The organism is Polaribacter sp. Z014 (assembly GCF_023555435.1).
In the GTDB taxonomy this organism is placed as follows: Bacteria; Bacteroidota; Bacteroidia; order Flavobacteriales; family Flavobacteriaceae; genus Polaribacter.
Genome location: NZ_JALCZP010000004.1, coordinates 52,596 through 67,399, shown reverse-complemented (window position 1 = coordinate 67,399; position 14,804 = coordinate 52,596). Strand labels below are relative to the sequence as shown.

General features: G+C 32.4%; 15 protein-coding genes and 5 tRNA genes. 19 read left to right on the top strand and 1 reads right to left on the bottom strand.

Translation table 11 applies throughout. From position 1 onward, the window contains the following. Window positions 1-28: 28 nt before the first annotated feature. A complete protein-coding gene (uvrA, locus tag MPF19_RS07215; RefSeq protein ID WP_249987466.1) occupies window positions 29-2,851 on the bottom strand; it encodes an excinuclease ABC subunit UvrA in 2,823 nt (940 codons plus the stop codon). A gap of 178 nt (window positions 2,852-3,029) precedes the next feature. Here uvrA and MPF19_RS07210 point away from each other — a divergent pair, with 178 nt between their 5' ends. The 19 genes from MPF19_RS07210 (at window position 3,030) to rplA (ending at window position 14,800) form a co-directional block, all read left to right on the top strand. Further along, the gene (locus MPF19_RS07210; protein ID WP_249987464.1) at window positions 3,030-3,251 is read left to right on the top strand and encodes a PspC domain-containing protein; all 222 of its coding nucleotides are present in this window, start codon (window positions 3,030-3,032) and stop codon (window positions 3,249-3,251) included. 3 nt (window positions 3,252-3,254) lie between these two features. Continuing rightward, window positions 3,255-4,259: a potassium channel family protein gene (locus MPF19_RS07205; protein ID WP_203394014.1), complete on the top strand. Its 1,005-nt coding sequence runs from the start codon at window positions 3,255-3,257 to the stop codon at window positions 4,257-4,259. Between the two features lie 77 nt (window positions 4,260-4,336). Continuing rightward, window positions 4,337-5,236 carry an SDR family oxidoreductase gene (locus tag MPF19_RS07200; RefSeq protein WP_203394015.1) on the top strand — a complete coding sequence of 300 codons (900 nt, stop codon included), beginning with the start codon at window positions 4,337-4,339 and terminating at the stop codon, window positions 5,234-5,236. A gap of 87 nt (window positions 5,237-5,323) precedes the next feature. Continuing rightward, entirely contained in the window at window positions 5,324-6,934 is a 1,611-nt protein-coding gene (locus MPF19_RS07195; protein WP_249987462.1) for an alanine/glycine:cation symporter family protein, read from the top strand. 11 nt (window positions 6,935-6,945) lie between these two features. After that, window positions 6,946-7,833, top strand: coding sequence for a ComEA family DNA-binding protein (locus MPF19_RS07190; RefSeq protein WP_249987461.1), 888 nt, complete (start codon window positions 6,946-6,948; stop codon window positions 7,831-7,833). Between the two features lie 27 nt (window positions 7,834-7,860). Continuing rightward, entirely contained in the window at window positions 7,861-9,027 is a 1,167-nt protein-coding gene (locus MPF19_RS07185) for an acyl-CoA dehydrogenase family protein (RefSeq protein WP_203394018.1), read from the top strand. Window positions 9,028-9,341: 314 nt separating this feature from the next. Continuing rightward, window positions 9,342-9,539, top strand: a complete 198-nt coding sequence (rpsU, locus tag MPF19_RS07180; RefSeq protein ID WP_036822200.1) for a 30S ribosomal protein S21 — start codon at window positions 9,342-9,344, stop codon at window positions 9,537-9,539. 175 nt (window positions 9,540-9,714) lie between these two features. Continuing rightward, window positions 9,715-10,608, top strand: coding sequence for a tyrosine-type recombinase/integrase (locus tag MPF19_RS07175; RefSeq protein WP_249987459.1), 894 nt, complete (start codon window positions 9,715-9,717; stop codon window positions 10,606-10,608). Window positions 10,609-10,611: 3 nt separating this feature from the next. Further along, window positions 10,612-10,920 carry a ribosome hibernation-promoting factor, HPF/YfiA family gene (gene hpf / locus MPF19_RS07170; RefSeq protein ID WP_203394019.1) on the top strand — a complete coding sequence of 103 codons (309 nt, stop codon included), beginning with the start codon at window positions 10,612-10,614 and terminating at the stop codon, window positions 10,918-10,920. A gap of 105 nt (window positions 10,921-11,025) precedes the next feature. Beyond that, window positions 11,026-11,099: transfer RNA gene (locus tag MPF19_RS07165), tRNA-Thr, on the top strand. A gap of 54 nt (window positions 11,100-11,153) precedes the next feature. Beyond that, window positions 11,154-11,235 (top strand) — tRNA-Tyr (locus tag MPF19_RS07160). 16 nt (window positions 11,236-11,251) lie between these two features. Further along, a tRNA-Gly gene (locus MPF19_RS07155) sits at window positions 11,252-11,324 on the top strand. Window positions 11,325-11,339: 15 nt separating this feature from the next. After that, window positions 11,340-11,412, top strand: a tRNA-Thr gene (locus MPF19_RS07150). 60 nt (window positions 11,413-11,472) lie between these two features. Then, window positions 11,473-12,660, top strand: coding sequence for an elongation factor Tu (gene tuf / locus MPF19_RS07145; protein WP_203394020.1), 1,188 nt, complete (start codon window positions 11,473-11,475; stop codon window positions 12,658-12,660). A 75-nt stretch (window positions 12,661-12,735) separates the two neighbouring features. Then, window positions 12,736-12,807, top strand: a tRNA-Trp gene (locus MPF19_RS07140). A 20-nt stretch (window positions 12,808-12,827) separates the two neighbouring features. After that, the gene (secE, locus tag MPF19_RS07135) at window positions 12,828-13,022 is read left to right on the top strand and encodes a preprotein translocase subunit SecE (RefSeq protein ID WP_203394021.1); all 195 of its coding nucleotides are present in this window, start codon (window positions 12,828-12,830) and stop codon (window positions 13,020-13,022) included. Between the two features lie 2 nt (window positions 13,023-13,024). Continuing rightward, window positions 13,025-13,576: a transcription termination/antitermination protein NusG gene (nusG, locus tag MPF19_RS07130; protein ID WP_203394022.1), complete on the top strand. Its 552-nt coding sequence runs from the start codon at window positions 13,025-13,027 to the stop codon at window positions 13,574-13,576. 76 nt (window positions 13,577-13,652) lie between these two features. Beyond that, window positions 13,653-14,090 (top strand): 50S ribosomal protein L11, encoded by a 438-nt coding sequence (gene rplK / locus MPF19_RS07125; protein WP_068450837.1) that lies wholly within the window; start codon window positions 13,653-13,655, stop codon window positions 14,088-14,090. A 20-nt stretch (window positions 14,091-14,110) separates the two neighbouring features. Beyond that, on the top strand, window positions 14,111-14,800 hold the full coding sequence (rplA, locus tag MPF19_RS07120) for a 50S ribosomal protein L1 (RefSeq protein WP_203394023.1): 690 nt from the start codon (window positions 14,111-14,113) through the stop codon (window positions 14,798-14,800). The last annotated feature ends 4 nt before the right edge of the window (window positions 14,801-14,804 follow it).

The following is a 14,804-nucleotide window of genomic DNA, read 5'->3' as shown; positions in this document are numbered from 1 at the left end:
ATTACAACTATTTCCTTATAGTTAATTTTTAGTTTAATTCCTTTTTAAGGAATTTAGCAGTGTAACTCGTTTTGTGTTTTGCTACTTCTTCTGGGGTTCCAGTACATAGAATTTTTCCACCTTTTTTTCCACCTTCCATACCAACATCAATAATATAATCGGCTAATTTTACTACATCTAAATTGTGTTCTATTATTAAAATGGTGTTTCCTTTATCTGCTAGTTTGTTTAGAACATCCATTAAAACTCTAATGTCTTCAAAATGAAGTCCGGTTGTAGGTTCATCTAAAATATAAAAAGTGTTACCAGTATCTCTTTTAGATAATTCAGATGCCAATTTAATACGTTGTGCTTCTCCTCCAGAAAGAGTGGTAGATTGTTGTCCGAGGGTTATATACCCTAATCCAACATCTTTAATGGTTTTTAGTTTTCGGTGTATTTTAGGGATTAGTTCAAAGAAATTAGTGGCATCTTCAATAGTCATATCCAAAATATCAGAAATAGATTTTCCTTTGTATCTAATTTCTAGAGTTTCTCTGTTAAATCTTTTTCCATGGCAAGTTTCACATTCTACTTGTACGTCTGGCAAAAAGTTCATTTCAATAACTCTAACTCCACCTCCTTGGCAAGTTTCACAACGTCCGCCTTTTACATTAAACGAAAAACGACCAGGTTTGTAACCACGTATTGCTGCTTCTGGTGTTTTTGCAAACAGACTTCTAATTTCTCCAAAAGTTCCTGTATAGGTTGCAGGGTTAGAACGTGGAGTTCTTCCAATAGGAGATTGATCAATAGCAATTACTTTATCTATATGCTCTAGGCCTTCAATTTTCTTGTAAGGCATCGGTTTTTTTACACCTCTATATATATGAGCGTTTAAAATAGGGTATAAAGTTTCGTTTATTAAGGTAGATTTTCCACTACCCGATACTCCGGTTACACAAATCATTTTTCCCAAAGGAAACTCAACCGAAACATTTTTTAAGTTGTTTCCTGTAGCTCCTTTTAGTTTGATGAATTTTCCATTTCCTTCTCTACGAACTTTAGGAACCGCAATTTCTCTTCTTCCTGTTAAATAATCTGCTGTTAAGGTATTTTGTTTTTTTAATTCCTCAAAAGTTCCTGAACTGACTATTTCTCCACCATGTCTTCCTGCTCCAGGACCAATATCGAACACAAAATCTGCGTGTTCCATCATGTCTTTATCATGTTCTACCACTAAAACAGAATTACCAATATCTCTAAGTTTTACCAAAGAATCTATCAATTTTTGATTGTCTCTTTGGTGTAATCCAATACTTGGTTCATCTAAAATATACAAAACACCAACTAATTGAGATCCAATTTGAGTTGCCAAACGTATTCTTTGTGCTTCTCCACCCGAAAGAGATTTAGAGGTTCTGTCTAGTGTTAAATAATCTAAACCAACATCTAGAAGAAACTGAATTCTGGTTCTAATTTCTTTTAAAATTTCAGCAGCAATAATTAGTTGTTTTTTTGATAAACTTTTTTCAATATTTTTAAACCATTTTGCAAGTTCAGTAGCATCCATTTGCGCTAAATCACTAATGTTTTTATCGATAATTTTAAAATGAAGTGCTTCTTTTTTTAGTCTTTTTCCACCGCAGGTAGAACAAGAAACTTCATCCATAAAACCTTTTGCCCAACGTTTTATAGTAGTGCTTTCTGCACTTATGTATTGGTTTTCTATGAAAGAAATAATTCCTTCAAAATCTATTTTATAATTTCGGGTAACTCCGGCTGCTTTAGATTCAATTTCAAAAGATTCGTTTCCACCATTTAAAATTACGTCCAAGGCTTCTTTAGGGATGTTTTTTATAGGATCTGTTAATTTGAATTGATAACGCTCTGCAATATTTTCTAATTGTTTAAAAATCCAACTGCTTTTTTGTGCTCCTAACGGAATGATTCCTCCATTTTGAATGGAAATTGTATTGTCTGGAATTACTTTTTCTAAGTTAATTTCATTTGTAATTCCTAATCCATTACATTTATCACAAGCGCCTTTTGGTGAATTAAACGAAAACGTATTAGGCTCTGGGTTTGGATATGCAATACCCGATGTTGGGCACATTAATTCTCTACTAAAATAACGGGGATTATTGTCATCAATATCAATAACCATCATAATGTTATTCCCAGAATACAAGGCCGTTTTTATGGTTTCTTCTAAGCGTTTTTCTGCGGATTCATTAATTAAAAGCCTGTCTATAACAACTTCTATATCATGCGTTTTATATCGGTCTAAACGCATTCCTTTTTCTATTTCTTTAATTTCTCCATCAACCCGAACACGTAAAAAACCTTGTTTAGATATTTGCTCAAAAAGTTCGCGATAATGTCCTTTTCTAGATTTTACTAAAGGTGCTAAAACGGCAATTTTTTTATCAGCAAAATCGGTTAAAATAAGTTGTCTAATTTGTTCATCAGAATAACTGACCATTTTTTCTCCCGTATTATAAGAGTAAGCATCGGCAGCTCTAGCAAATAATAATCGCAAAAAATCGTAAATTTCTGTAATGGTACCCACGGTAGAACGCGGACTTTTGTTAGTCGTTTTTTGTTCTATGGATATTACGGGAGAAAGTCCGTCAATTTTATCAACATCAGGGCGTTCTAATCCACCTAAAAACTGACGGGCATATGCAGAAAAGGTTTCTATATAACGTCTTTGTCCTTCGGCATAAATAGTGTCAAAAGCTAAAGAAGATTTTCCACTTCCGCTTAAACCGGTAATAACAACTAGTTTTTCACGAGGAATTTTTACATCAATATTTTTTAAGTTATGCACTCTTGCTCCGTATACTTCTATATATTCTTGGTCTTTCAAATGAGATGTTTTTTGGAAAAGGCAAAGTTAAAGAAACCAATTTTAATTTAAGGAAGATTGGTAAACGCTTTTAGTCTTAAACTTTTTGTAAAGTTCTGGTTTTAATAAAAACAGTAAACTAAAAAGTGTTGTTATCAATTGATAAAATACTATCTTGCATTTAAATATTACAACCTAAATGATAGATAATATTCGACACTTTTTTGAAAGAAATGGATTTCATGTTTCATCAAGATTAGCTGATAGAATAGGTATGAGAGCATTAAATGTGCGATTGTTTTTTATTTATGTTACCTTTTTTACAGTAGGTTTGTCTTTTGGTTTTTATTTAACGATGGCGTTTTTATTAAAGTTAAAAGATATGTTGTATACCAAAAGAAGTTCAGTATTTGACTTATAGTATATGAAAATAAAGGTATTAGATTCTAAAATCAATAAAACATTATTTTTAGTTGTTACTATTATAGCAATAGGTACAATTGGGTATATGTTGCTTTCTCATTATACTTTTGTAGATGCACTGTATATGACCGTAATAACAGTTACAACTGTTGGTTTTGGAGAGTTAAGACCATTTTCTGCAGAAGAAAAGGTTTTTACTATATTTTTAATTTTAACTAGTATTACTGTTTTTGGGTATGCCGTTTCAGCCTTTTCAGAATATTTAGTGAGCGGTAGATTATTTGAACATTTTAAGCACAGAAAAGTGGAGAAAAAAATAGCCAATTTAAAAGGACATACCATTGTTTGTGGTTATGGTAGAAATGGAAAACAAGCAATTTTAAAATTAACTAATTATAATAAAGACTTTGTTGTAGTTGAAAAAAACAAGGAAAGAACTGAGATTTTAGATTCTTTAGAAATCTTAAATATTAATGGAGATGCTACTTTAGACGAAACTTTGCAAGCTGCGGGTATAGAAAAGGCATCTTATTTAATTACGGCTTTACCGTCAGATGCTAATAATCTATTTGTTGTTTTAACGGTAAGTCAGTTAAATAAAGATTGTAAAGTTATAAGTAGAGCATCAAATGAATCTTCTTACAGCAAGTTAAAGATAGCGGGGGCAAGCAATGTTATTATGCCAGATAAGTTAGGGGGAGATCATATGGCTTCTTTGGTAACTACGCCAGATGTTATTGAGTTTGTAGACAGATTAACCATTGAAGGAGAAACAACAGCAAATTTAGAAGAAGTAGCGGTTAATGATTTGCCAGGAGAATATTTGAATAAAACGCTCTTAGATTTAGATTTAAGAAAACAAACAGGTTGTACTGTTATTGGTTTTATAGGTCCTAATAAAGAGTATATTATAAATCCGGAAGCAGATTGTAAATTAATTGAAGGCTCTCATTTAATAGTTTTGGGTAGACGAAGTCAAATAATAAAATTAAGAAAACTATTTTAAGTTTTTTGTCGTTATATATTAAAACTTAAAATAAGACCATTTAAGTAAAAAATATAAAATTAAGAATCTATTTATTTATGCATAAAGTTGTTATTACTGGAAGTAATGGGTTGTTAGGTCAATCTTTATTAGAATTATTACTTCAAGAAAAAGACAAATATAAAGTTTTTGGCTTATCAAGAGGGGAGAATAGAAGTGGTAGAAATGATTTTTCTTATATTTCTATGGATGTAACAGACGAAGTCAATCTTAAAAAAACAATTTTAGAAATTCAACCAAACTTTATTATAAACACGGCAGCAATGACTCAAGTAGATTATTGTGAAAGAAATAAAGAAGCTTGTGATTTACTAAATGTTTCTGTTGTAAAATGGTTAGCAGAAGTTTCATTGTCAATAAATGCACATTTAATTCATCTTTCTACAGATTTTATTTTTGATGGAATAAAAGGAAATTATAAAGAAACAGACGCTCCAAATCCATTAAATTATTATGGACTTTCTAAATTGAAATCAGAAGAAATTTTAACCAAATCAAAAATAAATTACACTATTTTAAGAACTATTTTGGTGTATGGTAAAGTATTTGACATGAGTAGAAATAATATTGTGCTTTGGGTAAGAGAAATGTTAGATAAAGGTGAAGAAATTTTTATTGTTAATGATCAGTTTAGAACGCCAACCTGTGTAGAGGATTTGGCACTAGCGTGTAAGATTTCTATGGATAAAAAAGCGACTGGGATTTTTAATATTTCATCAAACGAATTATTAAGTGTTTTTGAAATAGCGCAACAAGTTGCAGTTGCTTTTGATTTAGATAAAAACTTGATTAAGCCTATTTCTACATCCACTTTAAATCAAACTGCACTAAGACCTAAAAAAACAGGTTTCGATTTATCTAAGGCAAATAAAGAGTTGGCGTTTTACCCAAAATCATTCAAAGAAAATTTACAGATATTTAAACAAGCATTGGTGTAAAATCACTTTTAATGCATAAAAAGTTGTTGAAAGGGCTTTTTTTTAAGATATTGCAAGCTACTATTTAAAAATTAATCAAAATAAATTATGAATAAAAAACTTCTTTCACTACTTTTATTAGCAATCCCAATGTTCTCATTTGCACAAGAGGCATCGATGGATGAAAAAATAGAAGCAAAATTTAAGCCTTTTGCAGATGCTGTTAGTTCCGTAGTTTTTTATCCAATTTCAATTGTAGGTATAGATGTTCCAATCGTAATTATTATTTTATTACTTGGAGCATTATTTTTTACATTGTATTTTAAATTTGCTAATATCACCTTATTAGGTGTCGCTTTTCATGCAACTAGAGGTAAATATGATAAGATAGATCATCACTCGGTTGATATAGCCGCAGGAGATGCAACTCCTGGTGGAGATGTTTTTGAAAGTATACAAGCAGAAGGAGTAATAGGTGAGGTTACACATTTTCAAGCCTTAACAGCGGCATTGTCTGCAACAGTAGGTTTGGGTAATATTGCAGGGGTGGCAGTTGCTATTGCAATTGGTGGTCCTGGTGCAACAATATGGATGATTGTTGCCGGTTTCTTAGGAATGTCGACAAAATTAGTAGAGGCTACTTTAGGTGTAAAATATAGAGAAGTGGGTGAGGACGGAAAAATATATGGAGGTCCAATGTATTACCTAAAAAAAGGATTAAAAGAAAAAAACTTAGGTGGATTTGGTAAAGTTTTAGCAGGGTTTTACGCAGTTTTTGTAATTGGAGGCTCATTTGGTGGAGGAAACATGTTTCAGTCTAATCAAGCAGCAGCACAATTTAAACAACTTTTTGGTTTAGATTCTGGGTTTTTCTTTGGGGTTTTAATGGCTGTTTTGGTTGGTATTGTAATTATAGGAGGAATTAAAAGAATAGGACAGGTAACTGAAAAAGTAGTTCCTTTTATGGGAATTATGTTTGTAGGTGCTTCTTTGGTAATTATCATCATGAATCTTTCCATACTGCCAGATGCAATAGCTCAAATTTGGAATGGAGCTTTTAGTCAAACTTCAGTTGTAGGTGGTTTAATAGGAGTAATGATTGTTGGGTTTCAAAGAGCAGCTTTTTCAAATGAAGCCGGTGTTGGATCTGCATCTATTGCGCATGCAGCAGTGAAAACTAAGTTTCCTGCGAGTGAGGGTATTGTGGCATCAATTGGGCCATTTGTAGATACAGTAATCATTTGTACAATGACAGCTGTGGTAATTGTGGTAACCAACTTAAAAAATAACTTATTTAATTACTCAAATTTAGATGAAGGAGGTAATGTAATTATGAATGCTACAGGCAAACATTTAGGAGGGGTAGATTTAACCTCTGTTGCTTTTGATTCTGCAATTCCTAATTTTTCTATTTTGTTAACCATTGCTGTAATTTTATTCGCTTTTTCTACAATGCTTTCTTGGTCTTATTACGGTATTCAAGGATGGAAATATTTATTTGGGAAAAGTAAAATAGTGGATATTACTTATAAAGCATTATTTTTAATCTTTGTGGTAATTGGTGCCTCTTCTAGTTTAGGTTCTGTAATAGAATTTTCTGATGCAATGATATTTGCTATGGTATTTCCTAATGTTATTGGGTTACTCTTATTGGCACCCAAAGTAAAAGTTGAGTTAAAAAAATATCTAACAGCAATTGGTCATAGAAGTAAAAAATAAATAATAACAAAATGAATTTTTTTAAATCCCATTTCTGGTACAACAAAAGCCAAAGAAATGGGGTTTTCTTTTTAGTAATACTTATCCTTATTGTACAAATTGTTATTGTTTTTAGTGATTTTTCTTCGGATGAAAGCACAACTGTAAATTCTAAAGAAGTTTTATCCTTTCATCAACAAATAGATAGTTTACAAGCTATTGAAATAGAGAAAAGAAAACCTAAAACGTATCCTTTTAACCCGAATTATATTACAGATAATAAAGGAGAACAATTGGGCATGTCTTTAGATGAAATAGATAGACTCTTAGCGTTTAGAAAAACGAATAAGTTTGTCAATTCTAAAATAGAGTTTCAAAAAGTAACCAAAATTTCAGATTCTTTATTAAATAAGATTTCACCGTATTTTAAATTTCCAGAATGGGTTGTAAAACAAAAATCTAATTCGTCATTTGAAGGTAGAGAGCAAACTTATTATAAAAAGCAAGAAAAGAAAGTTTCAACTATAGATATAAACAAAGCAACTGTCCAAGATTTTAAAACAATTAGTGGAATCGGAGAGGCGTTTTCAGAGCGAATTGTAAAATATCGTGCTAAATTACAAGGTTTCTCTTTCGAAAATCAACTAAATGAAGTTTGGGGTTTAGAAAAAGAAGTGGCAAACAAAGTCTTATCAAAGTTTAAAATAGTAGAGAAACCAATTATCAATAAAATAAATGTAAATACTGTAACATTTAAAGAGCTTCTAAAGAATCCTTATATCGATTATTCGCTGTGCAAAAAGATTTTTGAATACAGAGATGAAGTGGCTGAACTTCAAAATATTTCAGAATTAAAAAATATCAAGGATTTTCCCTTAGACAAATATGATAGAATAGTCTTATATTTGGTGGCTGAATAACAAAACAACAAACACATTTATTGGCTTATGAACAGTATGTATTTTACTGAAGAGCACGAAGCTTTCCGTACAAGTTTTAAAGAGTTTTTGAAAAAAGAAGTAATTCCTCATATAGATAAATGGGAAAAAGAAGGTAGCGTAGAACGTTTTATTTGGAAGAAATTCGGAGAAATGGGGTATTTTGGATTAAATACTCCAGAAGAATTCGGAGGATTAAATTTAGATTTATTTTATACCGTTATCTTTTTAGAAGAATTACAGAAAGTTAATTCAGGTGGTTTTGCGGCAGCAATGTGGGCACACGAATATTTGGCAATGACGCACCTTGCTGAAGAAGGAGATGATTTTATCAAAAATAAATATTTAGTACCAAGTGTAGAAGGAGATATGATAGGTTGTATGTGTATCACAGAACCATTTGGAGGTTCTGATGTTGCAGGCATGCGCTCTACAGCAATTAAACAAGGAGACAAGTATATTTTAAACGGCTCAAAAACGTTTATTACAAACGGATTCCTTTCAGATTATTTAATTGTTGCAGCAAAAACAGATCCTTCAGATAAATATAAAGGAATTAGTATTTTTGTGGTAGACAGAGCGTCAAAAGGACTCTCAGCAACCATGTTAGAAAAATTAGGTTGGAAAGCCTCAGATACTGCAGAAATTGCTTTTGACAATGTAGAAGTTCCGGTTACAAACTTATTAGGAGAAGAAGGAAAAGGGTTTCCTTATATAATGCAACATTTTGCCTTAGAACGCTTAGTGATGGGGGTAAATGCACATGCAAGAGCAGAATTTGCATTGGATTATGCCCTGAATTACATGAAAGAACGTGTAGCATTTGGTAAATCTTTAGATAAGTTTCAAGTATTAAGACACAAAATTGCAGAAATGGCAAGTAGAGTAGATATGTGTAAAGAATACAACTACTCAATTACAAAACGCTTAAACGACGGTCAATACGTGGTAAAAGAAGCAAGCATGTCTAAATTACTGTCAACAAAAATGGCAGACGAAGTTATAAACGATGCACTACAAATGTTAGGTGGTTATGGTTATATGGAAGAGTATCCGATGGCACGTTTACTAAGAGATAGTAGATTAGGTACAATAGGAGGTGGAACTTCAGAAATCTTAAAAGAGATCATCGCAAAAATGGTCATCGATAAGAAAGAATATAAACCAGCAACATAAAATTCACAATAGGTTTCCAAAACCTTGTAGGTATAAGTACTTCAAAATTTTTATTTTTGAACACTGAACACTGAACACTCTTTTAAGGGCGTTCCCTAAAGGTAGGGCTTTCATTACTCGCTTTTTGTTTTTATCAAAACAAAAGAGCTCAAACAGTCCATTCAATCCCTAACGCATATTGCTTGTTTAAAAAATAGTGTAATAACTAATTGTCAATTCATAATTTGTAATTACATTTGCAATCCAAAAAATAAAAATAATAGTTTAAATACTATTCTAAAATATAAAGAGACTATGAAGGGAGGTGCCAACTTATGTTAATTATACCAATTAAAGAAGGAGAGAATATAGATAGAGCTTTAAAACGTTACAAAAGAAAATTTGATCGTACAAAAACGATGAAAAACTTGCGTGCTAGAAAGAACTTCACAAAACCTTCTGTAGCAAACAGAGCTCAAAGAATTAAAGCTTCTTACGTTCAGAGATTAAGAACACAAGAAGAAGTAGGTTAATGAAACTCAATTTTAAGAAACCCTTAGGGTGCACTTAAAATTGTAAGTTGAATTAATTCCAGTTTTTATTGGGATCTCTACTTAATTCTAAGAAATAAAACCCGTATTGATTTTTCAATACGGGTTTTTTGTGTTCAATTTTTTGTAGTTTTACTAACCCTTAATAACTAATAATTTGATTGATGCTTTTTTAGAATATCTGTCTTTAGAAAAAAAATATTCTATACATACAGTTACGGCTTACAAAAACGATTTAATTTCATTTAGAGATTTTTTAGAGTCGGAGTATGGTCAAGAGAATTTATTAGAAGTTCATTATCCCCAAATTAGAAGCTGGATTGTTTCTCTAGTAGATTCCAAAATATCCAATAGAACTATCAATAGAAAAGTAAGTTCTTTAAAATCGTTTTTTAAATTTTTACAGAAGACAAAACAAATAGAGGGAAACCCGTTATCTAAACATAAAGCCTTAAAAACAGAAAAAAGAGTTCAAGTTCCTTTTACTTCAAAAGAAATTAATGCGGTAATCACCCAGATAGAAATAGAAGCAGATACCAATTTTACAGCTATTAGAAATAAATTAATTGTGGAATTATTTTATTCAACAGGGATTCGTAGAGCAGAATTAATTAATATTAAAGAAAGAGATGTTAGTTTATCAGATAAAACGATTAAAGTTTTAGGAAAAAGAAATAAAGAGCGTTTTATACCGCTGTTAAATTCTGTAATTCAAACAGTAAACAAGTATTTAGAATTAAAACAAGAATTTTCAATTGGTTTAGATGAACTTTTTATTACAGAGAAAGGAAATAAAATTTATGAAACTCTTGTTTACAGAATTATTAATACTTACTTTAGTCAAGTCTCATCGAAGGAGAAAAAAAGCCCACATATTTTAAGGCATTCTTTCGCAACACACCTATTAAATGAAGGGGCAGATTTAAATTCGGTTAAGGAGTTGCTAGGGCATTCTTCTTTAGCTTCAACACAAGTCTATACTCAAAATAGTCTTGATATAATAAAAAAAGTATATAACCAGGCTCACCCTAGGAGCCATAAAAAAGAATAATGTATGAAAGTATTCGTTCAATCAGTCAATTTTAACGCAGATCAAGAATTAGTAAAGTTCGCAGAAGATAAAGTCGAAACTTTAATTAAGTTTCACGATAAGATAGTAGATGCAGAAGTTTTTTTAAAAGTTCAAAAAACAAGTGATAAAGAAAATAAAATAACAGAAGTAAAAATAAATATACCAGGTAGTGACTTAATTGTAAAAAGAGAGACTAAAACCTTTGAAGAAGGCATTAGCTCTGCTGTTGATAATTTAAAAAGACAATTAAAAAGATCTAAAGAGAAGCTTCGAGACTCATTAATTTCATAAATTTGAAAAAAAAAGCAAAAAAGTTTGTAAAAAGTTTTGAAAAGTAAAAAAACTTCGTACATTTGCAATCCGTTAGAAATAGCGGGTTGTTTTTTTGCAACAAAAGCCGATGTAGCTCAGCTGGCTAGAGCAGCTGATTTGTAATCAGCAGGTCGTGGGTTCGAGTCCCTCCATCGGCTCAAAAGCAACAAAAATTGCGAAAGCAATAAAGTTCATTAAAATAGTAAATTAAAGGGGAGATACTCAAGCGGCCAACGAGGACGGACTGTAACTCCGTTGACTACGTCTTCGCAGGTTCGAATCCTGCTCTCCCCACAATTTACATATTATTGCGAAAGTAGCTCAGTTGGTAGAGCGTCAGCCTTCCAAGCTGAATGTCGCCGGTTCGAACCCGGTCTTTCGCTCAAATTTATCAACAAGCCGGTGTAGCTCAGTTGGTAGAGCGCATCCTTGGTAGGGATGAGGTCGTGGGTTCAAATCCCATCGCTGGCTCATTTAATATTTATCATTACACACTAAATATAATTAAACTAAGAATTAAAATCAATAATTATGGCAAAAGGAACTTTTGACCGTTCGAAACCACACTTAAACATTGGTACTATCGGACACGTAGATCACGGTAAAACAACTTTAACTGCGGCTATTACTAAAGTATTAGCTGATGCAGGATTCTCTGAAGCTAGATCTTTTGATCAGATTGATAATGCACCAGAAGAAAAAGAAAGAGGTATTACAATTAACACTTCTCACGTAGAGTATCAAACTGCTAATCGTCACTATGCGCACGTTGACTGTCCAGGTCACGCGGATTATGTAAAGAACATGGTAACAGGTGCTGCTCAAATGGATGGTGCAATTTTGGTTGTTGCTGCAACGGATGGACCAATGCCTCAAACTAGAGAGCATATTTTATTAGGTCGTCAGGTTGGTATTCCTCGTATGGTTGTATTCATGAATAAAGTGGATATGGTTGATGATGAAGAATTAATCGAATTAGTAGATATGGAAGTAAGAGAATTACTTTCTTTTTATGAATATGATGGTGATAATGGACCGGTAATTGCAGGATCTGCATTAGGTGCATTAAATGGTGAGCAAAAATGGGTTGATACTGTTTTAGAGTTAATGGCAGCTGTTGATGATTGGATTGAAGAGCCTTTAAGAGAGATTGATAAAGATTTCTTAATGCCAGTTGAGGATGTATTCTCTATTACTGGGCGTGGTACTGTAGCAACAGGTCGTATTGAGACTGGTATTGCTAACACAGGAGATGTTGTAGATATTATTGGTATGGGAGCTGAAAAGATGACTTCTACTATTACTGGTATTGAAATGTTCCGTCAAATCTTAGATAGAGGTGAGGCTGGAGATAATGCAGGTATCTTATTAAGAGGTATTGCAAAAGAAGATATAAAAAGAGGAATGGTAATTTGTAAGCCAGGTTCTGTAACTCCTCATGGTAAATTTAAGGCAGAAGTTTATGTTCTTAAAAAAGAAGAAGGTGGACGTCATACTCCATTCCATAACAACTATCGTCCTCAGTTCTATGTAAGAACTACAGATGTTACAGGTACTATTAGTTTACCTGATGGAGTTGAAATGGTTATGCCAGGAGATAACTTAACTATTACAGTAGATTTAATTCAACCAATCGCATTAAATGTTGGTTTACGTTTCGCAATCCGTGAGGGTGGTAGAACAGTTGGAGCAGGTCAGGTTACTGAATTATTAGACTAAGAATTTTAGTTTATTAATATATAAATTATAAGGGTGTTCCGTTTTTAACGGAACGCCTTTAATAATGAAAATAATACGGGCGTAGTTCAGCGGTAGAGCACTGGTCTCCAAAACCAGCTGTCGGGAGTTCGAATCTCTCCGCCCGTGCAATAAAACATAAAAGAAAAATGAAATTTATACAATATATCAAAGATTCTTTTGAAGAATTAAGCAGCCATATGACGTGGGTGTCTAAAGAAGAAGCTCAAAAAACAACAGTAACTGTTGCTGTATTTACAATTGTATTTGCTTTAGCGGTAGCTGGTATAGATTATGTTTTTCAAACAGGTTTAGATAACTTTTTTAACATATTCGCTAACTAATTATGGCGGCAGATTCAGTAATGAAATGGTATGTTGTTAGAGCCATTGGAGGACAAGAAAATAAAGTAAAAGCTTATATAGAAACTGAAATTTCTAGAGTTGGATTATCTGATTATGTAAGTCAGGTAATTGTACCTACAGAGAAAGTTGTTCAGATTAGAAATGGAAAAAAAGTAAATAGAGAAAGAGTTTACTTTCCTGGTTACATTATGGTAGAGGCTAATCTTTCCGGAGAAGTTCCTCACGTAATAAAAGGTATCACAGGTGTTATTGGTTTTTTAGGAGAAGTAAAAGGTGGTGAACCTGTTCCTATGCGTAAGGCTGAAGTTAACAGAATGTTAGGTAAAGTTGATGAGCTATCAATACAAGATGAAAATATTGCAATTCCTTTTAATATTGGTGAAACTGTAAAAGTTGTTGACGGTCCTTTTAATGGATTTGATGGAACCATAGAAAAAGTGAATGAAGAAAAGCGTAAGCTTGAAGTAATGGTAAAAATATTCGGAAGAAAAACGCCATTAGAGTTAAGTTATATGCAAGTAGAAAAAATATAATTGTTACACAAATATATATTGATATCGATTTATTTTTTGGCTTCCAACTAAAAGTAAATCATTAAACATTTTTAAAATGGCAAAAGAAGTTAGTAAAGTAGTTAAGTTACAAGTAAAGGGAGGCGCAGCGAATCCATCGCCGCCGGTTGGACCTGCTTTAGGAGCTGCTGGTGTTAACATTATGGAGTTCTGTAAACAGTTTAATGCAAGAACGCAAGACAAACAAGGTAAAGTTTTACCTGTTGTTATTACTGTTTTCAAAGATAAATCATTTGATTTTCTTGTAAAGACTCCTCCTGCAGCAGTTCAGTTACTAGAAGCAGCCAAAATTAAAAAAGGTTCAGGAGAACCAAACAGGAAAAAAGTAGCATCAGTTACTTGGGATCAAATTAAAGTAATTGCAGAAGACAAAATGGTAGATTTAAATGCCTTTGAAATTTCTTCAGCAATGCGTATGATTGCAGGTACAGCACGTTCTATGGGATTAACAGTAAAAGGTAATGCACCAGCATAAACTTTATAAAAAGTAGTAAAATGGCAAAATTAACAAAAAAGCAAAAAGAAGCTTACGCAAAGGTAGATAGCTCTAAGTCTTATGATTTAGCAGCAGCTTCAGCGCTAGTCAAAGACATTACTAATGTAAAGTTTGATGCATCAGTAGATTTAGCTATACGTTTAGGAGTAGATCCTCGTAAAGCAAATCAAATGGTTCGTGGTGTTGTAACATTACCACACGGAACAGGTAAAGATGTAAAAGTTTTAGCATTAGTAACTCCAGATAAAGAAGCAGAAGCTACAGCAGCAGGTGCAGATTATGTTGGGTTAGATGAGTACCTTCAAAAAATTAAAGGAGGATGGACAGATGTAGACGTAATTATTACGATGCCAAGTGTTATGGGTAAATTAGGTCCTTTAGGAAGAATTTTAGGTCCTAGAGGTTTAATGCCAAATCCAAAGACTGGTACCGTAACAATGGATGTTGCAAAAGCTGTTACAGATGTAAAAGCCGGTAAAATCGATTTTAAAGTTGATAAAACTGGTATCGTTCATGCAGCAATTGGAAAAGTATCTTTTGATGCTAAGAAAATTGAAGAAAATGCAAACGAGTTAATTCAAACAATTATTAAGTTGAAACCAACAACTGCAAAAGGAACGTATGTAAAAAGCGTTTTTATGTCTAGTACTATGAGTCCTAGTATTGCTGTTGAGGTGAAAGCTGTTTAATACG